Below are 14,014 nucleotides of genomic sequence, written 5' to 3'. Positions count from 1 at the left end.
AAGGTTTTGGGGACGCCGGATTTCTCGCCGGCCTACGGCAGGATCTCGCGCATCAGAGCACACTCAACTGATCAGCCGATGTCTTGCCGGACCTCGGGTCCTGCACCAGCTCGAAGCTAACTTTCTGACCATCATTGAGGCTGCGCAATCCAGCGCGCTCAACGGCAGAGATATGTACAAACACGTCTGCACCGCCGTCGTCAGGCTGAATAAAGCCAAAACCCTTTGTCGAATTGAACCATTTAACGGTGCCTTTGGCCAAGATGAATCCCCCCTGCCACATCAACAACTATCACGTCGATAGCGCGATAAGCGCACCGTCACAATGAGGACTTTTAATTTCATCGGGCCTTGATCCACTGTGCGGCTCGAGATTTGTGACAATCCTCACGGTCCACAGGCGGATTGACGGCGACCATAGGCTCTGCGAATTTGTTGTGGGGGAGATCATGGCCATCGATTGGATTTCAACGCTGCAGGAGCAAGCGGAATTCGCCAAGCAAATCGCGGACGATGTTGCGCATACACTTGAGATCGCTGATTTGAACACTGCGCAGGCAGCCAGGCTTTACCGTGTGGTCGAGCAAGGCGCTGCCGGCGGCTCTTCACCATGAATGCCAACCATCGTCTCGCTGAACAGCGAGGCCTCATCAGGATGCTGCGCGAGGTACTCGAAGACTGGCATCCCCTGAACTTTCTCAAAGCCGGTTTCACCTGTCTGAACGGAATGCACAATGTGGTCGAAGGAGCCGTCAAACCAATCGCTCCCAACGGTAAGCAGGGTCGCCCTTGCCGAGCCGGGAGCGCCGGTCGTCAGCGCCTGACCCAAGTCAGTCAAGGCGAACCGTCGCTCGGTCCGCTCGGCGAGGATGCCCAAACTTGCGAGCGTGCGCATCAACCTGTGCAGAGTGGGGCATGCGCACCGACCGCGCCTGCCAGCTCCTCTGCACTCTTAGTTCCTGACTTAAGCTGATCTGCGAGTCCCAATTTGGCCGCAGCGTAGACTACTCTGGATGCCCAGTAGGCAGTACCCATCTGAATAAGTTGGACGTGTGGCGGAGGACTTGGTGATAAAGAATGCTGCTTAGGTTCAGTCATATTGAGCTTTCTGTATGAGTATACCGATTGAGCTGAACACGCATGCATACGGATAGTAAAAGCATGATCCCCCCATTGTGAGGTGTCAAAATCACGTTGCAGCATCGGACCAGAAAGCGTTCTTCCTCCTTTAGGAATATTCTATCCGTTCAATGTCAAATGTTATGAATAAATGTTCGTTTGAAACTGCCGATAACAGCGTACTTTTTCGCAAATCGATTGGTGCGCAACTGTCTACTATCTCGATTAAGACGGCGCGCTTAGTCTCGAGTTCGGTCGTATTCGTCCTGCGCGCGCTCGAGTTCCGGACCATAAGTCATAGACCAGGCGTAAAGCGCCTCGAATGGCTGCCGGAGTGAGTTACCGAGCGGGGTAATCGTGTACTCGACGCCGACAGGCGTTGTCATCGTCAGCACTTCACGGCGAATGAGTCCATTGCGTTCGAGACGCTTCAGCGCGTCGGCAAGCGCCTTGTGCGTGATGCCGTCGAGGCGCCGCATGATCTCGTTGAAGCGCGATGGCCGAGTACACAACACCGTCAGAATCAGGACTGACCACTTGTTGGCGATCTGCTCAAGAACGAGTCGCGCTTTTTGAACGTCGATCAATGCTTCGGCGGTGACGGGTTTGGGCCTACGGATAGCCGTGATTTTTACCGGCAACTCGTCGATCAATGCGGACATGGGTATACTCCTCTATATCTGCTTTACTGATAGTGCGTAATTGACCGTAGGTATAGGCTATATATCTTGAGCCCATCATATTTGATGGAGCTCCCATGACCAGGTTAATAAACAAGATCGCCCTCGTCATCGGCGGTATCGGCGGTATCGGCGGCGCCGTTTCGCAACGGTTCGCCAAGGAAGGGGCGCAGGTTTACGGGACCAGCCGCAAAGTAGCAGATGGCGGGTCTGAAACGACGGGCGCCGGTAATATTCGCGCTGTCCAGGCGGATGCGAGCAACACCGCCGATCTGAACCGCGTCTTCGAACAAATAAGATCGGAACAGGGACGCATAGATATTCTCGTCATCAACGCAGGAATTTCCGAATACGCCCCCTTGGAAGACATATCCGAGGATCATTTCGACCGGACGTTCGGCTTGAACGTCCGCTCGCTCGTTTTCGCAGCACACGGTGCCATTGACCTCATGCGGCCAGGCGGAACGATCGTTTTGATTGGCTCGATCGCGGGCGACATCGGCACCAAAGGATATGGCGTTTACGGTGCCACCAAGGCGTCGGTCCGATCCTTTACACGGACATGGGCAAACGAACTCGCGGCCAGAGGCATCCGAGTCAACGTCGTCAGCCCCGGCCCGACCGATACAGCCATGATGGCCGGAGCCTCGCAAGAGATTCGAGACTCGCTTTCCAGCATGATCCCTCTGGGGCGAATGGGCCGACCCGACGAGGTCGCCGCTGCGGTCCTTTTCCTCGCCAGCGACGAGAGCAGTTTCACGACCGGTGCGGAACTGGCCGTCGATGGCGGGATGGCGCAGGTGTGACACCGAGCCCGAAGAGCAGAGGTTGGGATTGTCACGCAGAGATGACCTGCCGGCTCCGCGTCCGCTTGGCCAGACGTACGAAGTATTCGACTCAGCAACATGTGGATCGCTACTATCGCGAGAACCTGAAGGCACTGATGGCGCCGCAGCCGACGCCAATCCCGCCATGACCGGAAGCGACCGGTAACAGGGGCATATCCTGCTATGACGCTATAACCTGTTTCACTGCCGTAGGGGCATGCGTAGAGCTCGACGCCTCACCCTTGCGCAGGGAATTGACAATGGCCGTGATTGTCTTGGTACCGGCTTTAACTAGGTCGAAGGTTTTCTCCGCCCGCAACCATTCATATAAGAGCCCTGCCACCGTGCACTGCAGGGCACGCGCGGCGAGTTCCGGGGTCCACCCTGAGGAGAACACGCCTCTCTTCTTGGCCAAAGTCATCAACCGCAGCAGCATCTGGTGGACCTCTTCATCAGCGACGCGCTGACGGTGCAGTACCCGTTCCATTTCACCAACATATTCACATCGTTGGCTCATAATGGTAAAAACGCGCTGCTGCCTTTGGTCCTTCGAGAAATTCTTCAGGACGAAGATTCCCGCATCCAGAACCACATCCAATGGGTTGCTGTCTTCGCAATAGAAAGCCTCGGCCACTAAGTCGTCTTGTGGTAACCGGATGCGTTCAACGATTTCCTGATAGACTTCGATCTTGTCCTTGAAATGGAAATAGATCGCGCCGCGCGTCACCCCCGCCCGTTCGGCAATCTGGTTGAGGGTCGACTGGTTGACGCCTTTCTCCAGAAAAACCATTTCAGCGGCATCCAGGATTGCTTCCCGGGTCTCTTCTGCCTCCGCCTTTGTTCTCCGCATGTCTCCTCCTTGACTTATTGTGGGGATTTTTAGGCAAAGCCCGATTCCCGTCATCTTTTTGGCCGTTATCGCATGCTTCGCAGGGCCACGACAGAGATGTTGTGGCCTACAAGTGCTTTCCTGAAAAATATCACAATTTTGTATATTTACAATCATTCATGCATGTTTGTATATTGCCATACCTTCCTCCGACAAGCGAACGCAAACGATGCAATCCAAAAACTGTATCTTCAGCCTGGTTTTATGTGCCGGTCTCTCCCTCACCCTACATTCCGCCCATGCCCAGACATCCGGCGGGCAAATGCCGCCACCGCAGGTCACCGCTGTTGCGGTGCAGCCGCAGGAGGTAGGCCTGACTTATGAATATGCGGCCCGTATCTCAGCCTATCGCGACGTTCAGGTCAGGGCCCGCGTCGGCGGCATTCTGCTTCGGCGTAACTTCACCGAAGGGGCGACCGTCAAGGCAGGCGACCTTCTCTTCGAGATCGACCCTGCACCCTATGAGGCCGAACTGGCGCGTGCCAGGGCGCAGCTGCAGCAGGCGGAAGCTCAGTATCAGCAATCGATACGCGATGCTGACCGGGCTCAGGCCCTTGTGGATCAAAAGGTGCAGAGTACGGCCACGCGCGATACCGCCCTGTCGACCCGGGATCTGAACGCGGCAGCCGTGGCAGCGGCGAAGGCGCAGGTGAGAACCGCAGAACTCAATCTGGAATATACCAGCGTCACAGCTCCCATCGATGGAATCACAAGCCGCGAACAGGTTTCCGAAGGCAGTCTCATCGGGACCGACGCCGCATCGAGCCTTCTCACCTCGATCACCCAGCTTGATCCGGTGTATATCAACTTCTCGTTCACCGACACAGAAGCGGCCGAAATGCGCCGTGTGCTCGAGGACCGCAAGGCCAAGGGCCTGGAAGCCAACAAGCTGTCGGTGAAAATCTCGTTCGGGGATGGCAAGGTCTATGAGCACCTCGGCACCATTGATTTTACTTCGAGCAGTCTCGACACCGAAACCGGAACACTGGGCGTACGCGCTGTGGTTGACAATCCGGAGCGGCGTCTGCTGCCGGGTCAATTCGTCCGGGCAACCGTCACGGGCGTGACTGTCGACAACACTATCGTTATTCCGGAAGCAGCCCTGATGCAGAGCCCCAATGGGCAATTCGTCTATGTTGTCAATGACAAAGGCACTGCCGAAGTCCGTCCGCTTAGCCTTGGGCAACAGGTCGAAAACGGATGGATTGTGCTCTCGGGCCTGAATGCAGGCGATAGAGTGGTCACCCAAGGCGTCATCAAGGTGCGTCCGGGGCAGCCGGTTACGGCAAGCACGGGTTCGGACTCCTCGAAACAGGCCCTGGTGACGCGATGAACCGCTTTTTTATTGACCGTCCCGTTTTCGCTGCAGTCATCTCGATCGTCATTGTCCTGGCGGGCATCGTCGCAATGCGGGTTCTCCCCGTCGCTCAATATCCGGAGTTGACACCACCGCAGGTGGTCGTGAGCGCCAACTATCCCGGAGCCAGCGCCGAAACCCTTGCCCAGACCGTTGCCGCGCCACTGGAACAGCAGATCAACGGCGTCGAGAACATGCTCTACATGCAATCGACGAATTCGAGCAGCGGCCAGATGCAGTTGACCGTCACCTTTGCACTCGGCACCGATGCCGATCAAGCCACTATCAACGTCAATAACCGTGTCCAGCGTGCAACCTCGAGCCTCCCTCAGGAAGTGACGCGCCTTGGCGTGACCGTCAACAAGCGCTCTTCTTCCATTCTCGGTCTCATTGCCATGTCGTCCGAGGGTGGCCGTTACGACAACACCTATGTCGGCAACTATGCACTCCTCAACGTCATCGATGATCTGAAGCGCATTCCCGGCATCGGCGATGCTACACTTCTCGGCAATCTCGACTATTCCATGCGCATCTGGCTGCGGCCCGACAAGCTTGCGCAGTACAATTTGACGCCGAGCGATATTTCGACCGCCATCCAGGAACAGAATTCCCAGTTTGCGGCAGGCAGTTTTGGCGCTCAGCCCGATGCGCAATCCGGAGCGTTCACCTATACCGCGACCACCGCCGGGCGTTTGCCGGATGCCAAGGCCTTCGAGGATATCATCCTGCGTTCCGATGAGAACGCGGCAACCCTTCGTCTGAGGGACGTCGCGCGCGTGGAACTCGGTGCCAAAAGCTATGCGGTCGAAAGCCGCCTTAATGGTCAACCCGCAGTACCGATCGCGGTCTACCTCCAGCCCGGAGCGAATGCACTCAATACCATGACGGCAGTCGAAGCCCGCATGGCAGAACTCAAGACGGCCTTTCCTGAAGGAATGACCTATTCCGTTCCCTATGACACAACGAAGTTCATCAAGGTTTCCATCGAGGAAGTGATCCACACTTTCATTGAAGCCATTATCCTTGTCGTCATCGTCGTTTTCGTTTTTCTGCAGAACTGGCGGGCGACGCTCATTCCGGTCATTGCAGTACCAATCTCGATTATCGGCACTTTTGCAGGCATGTACCTTCTCGGATTTTCGATCAATCTGCTGACTTTGTTCGGGCTTGTACTGGCAATCGGGATCGTCGTCGACGACGCGATCGTCGTGCTCGAAAACGTCGAACGCATCATGACGACCGAACACCTGTCACCGCGGCAGGCAGCAATAAAGGCGATGGGCGAGGTGACCGGACCTGTCGTCGCCATCGTCCTGGTTCTGTGCGCCGTGTTCGTGCCCGTGTCTTTCATGGGTGGCCTGGCCGGGGAGATGTACAAGCAGTTCGCTGTGACGATTGCCATGTCGGTGACGATCTCCGGCATTGTGGCCCTTACACTGACCCCCGCATTGTGTGCACTCATCCTTAAGCCGGGACACCGGGAACCGGTCTTGCCCTTCCGCATCTTCAACCGATTCTTCGACAGGCTCACAAACGGCTACACTGGCGGGGTCCGCTTCCTGGTGAAGCGGTTTGCAATTGGCCTGCTGCTGTTTGCCGGCATCGTCGGCGGCACAGCCTATATGTTCTACACCATTCCCGGGTCGCTACTTCCCGACGAAGATCAAGGCGTGGTCTTTACGGTGGCGATCCTGCCGCCAGCTGCCTCCTTGCCAAGGACGCAAGCAGTGATGGATACGGCGGGTTCAACGATGAAGGGCCATCCCGCTGTCGAGAACGTTTTCGCTGTATCCGGCTTTGATCTCCTGTCCGGCGGTCTCAAAACCAATGTCGGAACCACCTTCGTCACCTTGAAGGATTGGAGCGAACGCCAGACAGCCGATCTCGATGCCCGCAATCTTCCCGGCCAACTGATGGGCATGAACGCCGGCATCAAGGATGCCATGGTGCTTGCGTTCAATCCTCCGCCCATCCAGGGCTTGAGCACGACGGGCGGCTTCGAACTTTATGTGCAAAACCGTACGGGCAACGATGTGGCCAAACTGACAGATGCTACCAACCGGATTGTCGAAGCTGCGTCCAAACGATCCGAACTGGCGGGTGTGCGAACGACATTTGATCCGAACGTGCCGCAATACCGGTTGAACCTCGACCGCGACAAGGCAAAGGCCCTGAACGTCCCGATCAATTCGGTTTTCGACGCGATGCAGGCGACGTTCGGCAGTCTCTACGTCAACGACTTCACGCTTTTCGGCCGCAACTATCAGGTCAACCTGCAATCGGAAGCCGACTTCCGCCGTAATCCCTCAGATCTCCGGCAGGTGTTTGTACGCGCATCCTCCGGCAGTATGATCCCGCTCAGTGCACTGGTCACCGTCGAACGCATCATCGGCCCGGATCAGCTCGAGAGGTTCAATGCCTTCAGCGCTGCCAAAGTCACCGGCAATCCGGCCCCAGGCTACACATCCGGCGACGCAATCAGGGCAATGCAGGAAGTCGCCAGGGACGCTTTGCCCACAGGCTTCCAGATCGCCTGGACCGGCTCCTCCTATCAGGAGCTGGCAGCAAGCGGAACCGGATCGCAAGCAATGATCTTCGGTATAATCATGGTGTTCCTGATCCTTGCCGCTCAATATGAGAAATGGAGCCTGCCGCTTGCCGTCATCCTGGCGGTGCCATTTGCTCTCTTCGGCGCATTGGCGGCAACCCTTTTGCGCGGTCTGACCAACGATGTCTATTTCCAGATTGGCATGGTGACACTCATCGGACTGGCGGCAAAGAACGCGATCCTTATCGTGGAGTTCGCCGTTCTCAAACGCCACGAAGGTCTGTCAGCCGCTGAAGCAGCAATCGAGGCGGCAAAGCTGCGCTTCCGGCCCATTGTGATGACCTCGCTTGCCTTCATCCTCGGCGTCGTCCCCCTGGCGATCAGCACGGGCGCAGGTTCAGCGAGCCGTCACTCGATCGGCACCGGTGTTATCGGCGGTATGCTGGCGGCAACCTTCATTGCCACCTTTTTTATTCCAATGTTCTATCGGCTCATCGCCTGGAGGAACCCGGTAAAGAAGCAGGCAGATCTGCCCGAGACCACCCCCCTTCCCGCGGAATAACACTCTCATCTGGCCTGGCGGGGACAGCAGGCGTGGATTATGGAGATACTGAATGGCGGCGAAACACAACAAACGCGGCATGGCCACCGCCGACCAGATCCTCGACGGCGCAGAGGAGGTTTTGCTTGCCAACGGTGTGACCGGATTGACCTTGAACGCCGTCGCCGAGAAAGTCGGGATCAGCAAAGGCGGTCTGCTCTATCACTTCCCGTCGAAAGAAGCGCTGGAAAGCAGTCTTCATAATCGGTTTGTCGCCAGCATGGGGCGCAGGCTTTCAGAACGGGAGCGCACAGCCGGTTCATTCCTTTCAGCAATGCTGGCGGAAACATCGATCGACAAGTCGCAAGGAAGCAGGCGATTCGCTGCCTTGATGCTGAGCGCCGCAAACGGGGAACCCCCAAAGACATTGCAGGCATTCGGGACGGCTCTGTTGGAACAGCTAGGCATGTCTTATGCGGGCGGTCCTTATAAGCGGGTCGCCTTTTTTGCCATCATGGGAATCGTACTGTCGAACCTTCTCAATCTGATCCCGCTCTCCAATGAGGAATCAGCCGAGATTCGTTTAGCGATCGATATGCTCATAAATGACGACCGATGGGGGACGACGGTCGACCCGCCTGCCTAGAAATCCCGCCGCGACGTGGACCCTTGTAAGATTCGATTGCTTTCGGGCGCATGGAATGTCTGAAACCCAACCTTCCTCCTCTTGCCGAGTTGTGCTGCCCGAAATCGTGACGCAACTGGATAGATAGATCCATCGGACGAGATATTGGCTTCCAATCAACAGCGGTGTCACCATGAACGATAATTTGCTGGAGACTCTTCCTTGTATCAGCCGTGAAACGCGCTCGCGCTGGCTATTACAGAGAACCACAATCCTTCGCAGCAATCCGAATTTTATATCGGCGGCAGCCGATTACGCCGAGGGTATCGTCAGGATTTTTGAGGGACGCTATATGGCCAACAAGGTGATGGCCAACACTGCTCGGCAGGTCATCTGCATGTCCGTTCTTGCCCTGCACTTCGGCCGTAACGACAAATATCCCGGCGCAGTCGTTTCATCCCTACAGCATATAACGTCGACGTTGGGCGTGTGCAGCCCGAATACCACTGCCGCAACGATTGATCTGCTGGAGAATGTCGGTCTCGTAACGCGCATTCAGGATGCGCGCGACCACAGAAATCATCTGATATTGCCAACAGAGCGGTTGATAACGAGTGCCAGCGCTATCGTCGATGTTGCGCTGTCAGCGGCGGATAGAATGTTTCCGTTGAGACACTATCGCCGATTGATGAGCGGTTCCGGTGATTTCATGGAACGATACTTTGCATCGAGCCTACACTCCCTGCTGAATATTGGAACATTGTTGTCGAACCTTCAGGCCTCACGGCTGTTTACGACGAGCGAGAGCGGCGCCATACTCCTTTGCAAATTGATGTGGATGAAATCGTCGTCCGCTGATGACGGCACGGTCTCTTTTCCGTTCGATGAGACCGGACGTCTTTACGGAGTGTCCAGAACACATATACGCCGGCTTATGCAGAAAGCCGAGGCCGAGGGGTTGGTTCGCTTGCTTGAAGGCGGCGGCAGAAAGGTCGAGGTCTTGCCATCCCTCATGGAGGTCTTTGCGAATATCGTGGCAGTCCACGTCGCAAGGGTACAATTCGATGTCCATCTCGCTAACAGAGATTACGACCTGCTTCCAATGGACCGCTGTGCCTGATCATTGGTTCGCAGCCAAAACGCGGTAACCAGTTTCGCCTTGATGATCTGAAGCAATGACCCCGCCCCATGGAGAGGGGCAGGGCCTTTGAGCCTTGACTGGAGATCAACGTCAACTCAACACACTCATTCCTGTACGAAGCAGTCCTCCTACACCGGACAGAATGAGCCCAATCAAGTTGCATCCGATTTCAACGGTAGTCAAAGAACATAATTGGTCGCTTTTTTGTGGGTGAATTGCCCTTGCCTCGAAGGGAATTTGTACCCTTGGGTCCAGTTCTTCCGGAATTATCCCCGGCCCTGACTTTACTTCACCCATTGCAGAGCCGGGTTCAGATCCAAACACTCCGTAAGATGAGGTACACAATAACTCCCAACGCCATAGGGGAATTTCATTCGTTCTGGCGCTCTACGACACTTGCCTGTTGCCAAGCCGGTTCGGGCCTTCTGTAGCATTTTGGCAACAATGTGACCGGCCGTCCGATGCCCCCAGTTATGTCCTTTGACCTCGGCGGCCTCCAAGTAAGACATAGGTGAGGCATTCGGCACTCTTGGATGCTTGTTCTTAACCCAACGATCCTTAACTGGAGATCGACATGAATATCAAAAGTCTTCTTTTCGGCTCCGCTGCTGCACTTGTTGCAGTATCGGGAGCTCGCGCTGCAGATGCAGTCGTTGTTGCAGAACCGGAACCCGTCGAATATGTCCGCGTTTGCGATGCCTATGGCGCTGGCTTTTTCTACATTCCCGGTACCGAAACCTGCCTGAAGATCGGCGGCATGGTCCGTTACGATGCCCAGGCTGGCGATGATCCCTATGACGGTTCGAACCTCGGCCGCCTCAAGGCAGATGGCACCCGTGACGAGACCTATCACAAGCGCACACGTGCGGAGATCCGTATGGATGCCCGTTCGGAAACCGAACTTGGTACTCTGCGTTCCTATATCGTCGGCCGCTTCCAGTACGACGATGGTGAAGACAGCGGCGGTTCGTTGCCAGAGGCTTTCATTGAGCTGGGCGGTTTCCGTATTGGTATCGCCGATGAAATCTTTGGCGCATGGGTCGGTTACGCTGGCGATATCATCAATGACGACGTTATCAATTATCAGTCCGGCAAAACAAACCAGATCAGCTATACCTTTGTTGGCGGCAACGGTTTTTCGGCTATCATCGCTGCTGAGCAGGGTTCCGACGAGTTCGCTGACAACGTCATCGACGATTATATGCCGCATGTTCTTGCCGGCGCAAAATGGGAACAGGCCTGGGGCAAGATTGCTGGCACAGTGGCTTATGATTCCAAGCAGGAAGATATCGCTGCCAACCTGCGCGTGGACGTCAACATCACCGACAAGGTTTCGCTCTGGCTCTTGGGCGCCTATCAGTCCGACTTCGATGAGAATTCCTTCTACACCGGTGAAACCAACTGGTTCGCTCAGTTCCAGGGTGACTGGGCTGCCTGGGGTGGTGTTGCTGCAAAGGTTACCGATAAGGCGACTATCAACGCACAGGCCGCATACGAAGACGAAGGCACATACGCTCTCGCTCTCAATGTAGCCTATGAGCTGGTACCAGGCTTCACCATCACGCCTGAAATCAACTACACCAAATTTGATGGCGCACGTAAGGATGACTCGATCGCCAATGGCGGCGACGATGACGCATTCGGCGGTATCGTTCGCTTCCAGCGCAATTTCTGATCAACCTGACCGCAAACAGATCTGGTTCGAATGAAGATATGGCGGCGAGTTCCAGCTCGCCGCTTTTCTTGTAAGTTCCCGTTACATCTTGACTTCATCCCAATGGCCCCTCAATCGCGATCCCATTGTCCTCAAAGATCGAAAAGTCTCGCACCATGGGCGCATCTTCAAGTGGCGACCCAACCCGCAGCCCCGCAAAGGGCTTGCTCTCATTACAGGTTTGCGGGCAGCGGATCGGTGCCTTCGCTAAGGATGGTAAGGTATCGTCTATACTTGAAAACACGACCTCGCCTCCGACCCGTCACCTCCTCGACTATACCGAGACGCTCCAGGTCAGCGAGTGCCGCATTGACAGTAGGCGCCGATAGCCCTGTCTTCTGAACAAGTTGATTGGCTGTCAGAAACGGATTTTGCTGAAAGAGATCATGAATGCGCAGCGCCGAGCCGGCTCGGTCGCTTTGGGCTGTGATGCTGTCCCGGTCTTCTTTGAACAAATCGACAATGCGGGTGGCTGCGTCGAATGCCTGGTTAGCTGTGTCGGCGACGCCAGCGAGGAAGAAGTCGAGCCAAGCTTCCCAATTGCCCTGCTCACGGACCTGTTGAAGCAGTCGATAATATTCCGTTCGATGAGTCTTAAGGTAAAGACTGAGATAGAGCAGCGGCTTACGCAACACACCATTTACACAAAGATATAGCGTGACCAGCAAACGACCGATGCGGCCGTTGCCATCCAGAAAGGGATGAATGGTTTCGAACTGGACGTGCAAAAGGCCGGCTTTTATGAGTGCTGGCAGTCGCGACTGATCTTCATGCATGAAACGTTCGAGCGCATCTAGGCAGACATCCATCTCGGTGACTGGCGGCGGCACGAAGAGTGCGTTGCCAGGTCGCGAGCCCCCAATCCAGTTCTGCGAACGTCGAAACTCGCCAGGGCTCTTGGTCCCTCCACGCCCGCTTTGCAGCAACCGCGCGTGCATTTCACGAATCAGACGCAGTGACATCGGCAGGACTTCCAGCCGCTCTAGACCGTACATCATGGCATCAACGTAGTTCGAGACTTCGCGGATGTCGTCTATAGGGTTGCCCGCCTGCGCTTCCATCTCAAAACGAAGAAGATCCGACAGCGTCGATTGTGTTCCTTCGATCTGTGAGGACAGAACAGCCTCCTTCCTCACATACATGTAAAGAAATAGCTCCTGGCGAGGGAGTAGCATCGTGATACCGTCCAGCCGCCCCAGCGCTCGTTCCGCTAAACTAAGTCGTTCCAAAAGTGAAAGGACGTCAATCGACGGTGTGGGCGGCAAAGGCGGAGGTACGAATGCCCGCACCATCTCGCCGGCAACGGGTGCTTCGACAAAGCGGCCGAGCCACTTATTTGATTCAGAATCAGACATGTACCAAGTATGCTTTCCTGCCACTATTTAAGCAAGACGGCCTTCGCTTAAATAGCTGAGGAGCTAAGGTAAGCGCCCTTAAATAAGCCCCGAGCACTTACAGAAGTTTGTTAAGGTTGAGCCATTATGCGACTTTCAAAGCACAGGACGACAACATCCGACGCTTCCGCATTCAACCTAGCTACAAGGCTAAAATAGTGATTGGTGTGGCCAAATCTTGACTCCGTACACCGTCTGACTGTGGCGGAAAGCGGTCGCGGTGATTCCGACACATTTGCGTTGAAACTTTAATCTGATCGTGATTTTCGCATAGCGACCGTAGTTGCGACGACCACATAAAAATCACTCCAAATTTCGCGTGTTGCACGGCATTTGATCGAATGGATTAATGCTGCGTTCGTGGGACGATTTTATAACCGTCATATGAAACCAGCGGCAACAATACTATCCTCACTCGGCGGCAGCGTGTACCGCAACGAACAAGTTGGCTTTGGCCCCTACCTGGTGCTGGAAACCCTACCCTGGTTATTGTTAGCAACGGTGATCCGCCTCTATTCCCTATCGTGGCCTGGCGGTCTTTCGCTACTCGGTTTCTTCGTCGCGCACGTTCCCGTGTTCATCGCATTTCTGCTCGCGAGCCAGAAGATGGTGAGGTTGACGGGAGGATTTACCGCTCTCGAGCGCCTTTCGTTCCACCGACAGTTGTCATTGAGTTGGGCGGTGCTTTGGCGGCTTTTACTTCTGTTCTTTTGCACCATCATTATAGCTGTGTTGCTGGGGATGAATAAGTACTCGGCGTCAAAGTTCTGGCTCGGCTTTGATGGTATCGTGTTTGTATGGGGTCGGGGTTTTTTGCCTTTTTGGAGTGCCCTGATTGCTGCCATTGTATTCATAATGGTTGTTGAAAAGGGCCTTGATCGTAAGCCGACTTTCCTTTCGGTCGTTCGTCAATTCAAAGCGAGATGGAAACAGCTGACGAAGGCTATTATAATTATTGGTTTGCTTTTCGTTGCATGCACTTTCGTTCAATTTTTCGTGGGGAGGCTTGTGTGGGCGGTAGGCGAACCACTCGCGCTTCCGTTTGGAAGAAACCTGCTTTACATCGGTTTCCTCGCCAGCGTTTCCTATGTCCGATTGTGGTTGGCGATTACCATTTTGACCTATGCGGTTAGGGCTTCCTATAGACAACAATTGCCGCAGAGTGCCATGAAGACTTAA

At 55.2% G+C, this 14,014-nt stretch carries 12 protein-coding genes; 7 read left to right on the top strand and 5 right to left on the bottom strand.

What is annotated here, in order from left to right; genetic code table 11:
- Positions 1–52 precede the first annotated feature (52 nt).
- From C7476_RS24525 to C7476_RS24515, 3 genes are all read right to left on the bottom strand, one after another.
- On the bottom strand, positions 53–262 hold the full coding sequence (locus C7476_RS24525) for a cold-shock protein (protein WP_114432560.1): 210 nt from the start codon (positions 260–262) through the stop codon (positions 53–55).
- 306 nt (positions 263–568) lie between these two features.
- A complete protein-coding gene (locus C7476_RS24520) occupies positions 569–895 on the bottom strand; it encodes a hypothetical protein (RefSeq protein ID WP_114432557.1) in 327 nt (108 codons plus the stop codon).
- A gap of 463 nt (positions 896–1,358) precedes the next feature.
- Positions 1,359–1,781 carry a winged helix-turn-helix transcriptional regulator gene (locus C7476_RS24515; RefSeq protein ID WP_114432556.1) on the bottom strand — a complete coding sequence of 141 codons (423 nt, stop codon included), beginning with the start codon at positions 1,779–1,781 and terminating at the stop codon, positions 1,359–1,361.
- A 95-nt stretch (positions 1,782–1,876) separates the two neighbouring features.
- Between C7476_RS24515 and C7476_RS24510 the strand changes: the two genes are divergently transcribed.
- Positions 1,877–2,605, top strand: coding sequence for an SDR family NAD(P)-dependent oxidoreductase (locus C7476_RS24510; protein ID WP_114432555.1), 729 nt, complete (start codon positions 1,877–1,879; stop codon positions 2,603–2,605).
- Positions 2,606–2,807: 202 nt separating this feature from the next.
- Here the strand turns inward: C7476_RS24510 and C7476_RS24505 are convergent, their stop codons facing one another.
- Positions 2,808–3,476, bottom strand: coding sequence for a TetR family transcriptional regulator (locus C7476_RS24505; protein ID WP_114432554.1), 669 nt, complete (start codon positions 3,474–3,476; stop codon positions 2,808–2,810).
- 208 nt (positions 3,477–3,684) lie between these two features.
- Between C7476_RS24505 and C7476_RS24500 the strand changes: the two genes are divergently transcribed.
- The 5 genes from C7476_RS24500 to C7476_RS24480 all read left to right on the top strand — a co-directional run bounded on the left by C7476_RS24500 (position 3,685) and on the right by C7476_RS24480 (position 11,402).
- Positions 3,685–4,848 carry an efflux RND transporter periplasmic adaptor subunit gene (locus C7476_RS24500; protein WP_114432553.1) on the top strand — a complete coding sequence of 388 codons (1,164 nt, stop codon included), beginning with the start codon at positions 3,685–3,687 and terminating at the stop codon, positions 4,846–4,848.
- On the top strand, positions 4,845–7,982 hold the full coding sequence (locus tag C7476_RS24495) for an efflux RND transporter permease subunit (RefSeq protein ID WP_114432552.1): 3,138 nt from the start codon (positions 4,845–4,847) through the stop codon (positions 7,980–7,982). The genes C7476_RS24500 and C7476_RS24495 overlap by 4 nt, the downstream gene beginning before the upstream one ends.
- Positions 7,983–8,034: 52 nt before the next feature.
- Entirely contained in the window at positions 8,035–8,607 is a 573-nt protein-coding gene (locus C7476_RS24490; protein WP_114432551.1) for a TetR/AcrR family transcriptional regulator, read from the top strand.
- Positions 8,608–8,779: 172 nt separating this feature from the next.
- Positions 8,780–9,706: a helix-turn-helix domain-containing protein gene (locus C7476_RS24485; RefSeq protein WP_114432550.1), complete on the top strand. Its 927-nt coding sequence runs from the start codon at positions 8,780–8,782 to the stop codon at positions 9,704–9,706.
- A 595-nt stretch (positions 9,707–10,301) separates the two neighbouring features.
- Positions 10,302–11,402 (top strand): porin, encoded by a 1,101-nt coding sequence (locus C7476_RS24480; protein WP_114432549.1) that lies wholly within the window; start codon positions 10,302–10,304, stop codon positions 11,400–11,402.
- A 212-nt stretch (positions 11,403–11,614) separates the two neighbouring features.
- On the opposite strand, the gene C7476_RS24475 is transcribed toward C7476_RS24480, so the two are convergent.
- Positions 11,615–12,796, bottom strand: a complete 1,182-nt coding sequence (locus tag C7476_RS24475) for a Fic family protein (protein WP_114432548.1) — start codon at positions 12,794–12,796, stop codon at positions 11,615–11,617.
- A gap of 372 nt (positions 12,797–13,168) precedes the next feature.
- Between C7476_RS24475 and C7476_RS24470 the strand changes: the two genes are divergently transcribed.
- Complete coding sequence (locus tag C7476_RS24470; RefSeq protein WP_147274726.1) at positions 13,169–14,014, top strand: hypothetical protein; 846 nt, start codon at positions 13,169–13,171, stop codon at positions 14,012–14,014.

Source organism: Phyllobacterium bourgognense, assembly GCF_003337575.1.
Classification (GTDB): domain Bacteria; phylum Pseudomonadota; class Alphaproteobacteria; order Rhizobiales; family Rhizobiaceae; genus Phyllobacterium; species Phyllobacterium bourgognense.
This window is presented reverse-complemented; position numbering and strand designations above follow the sequence as displayed.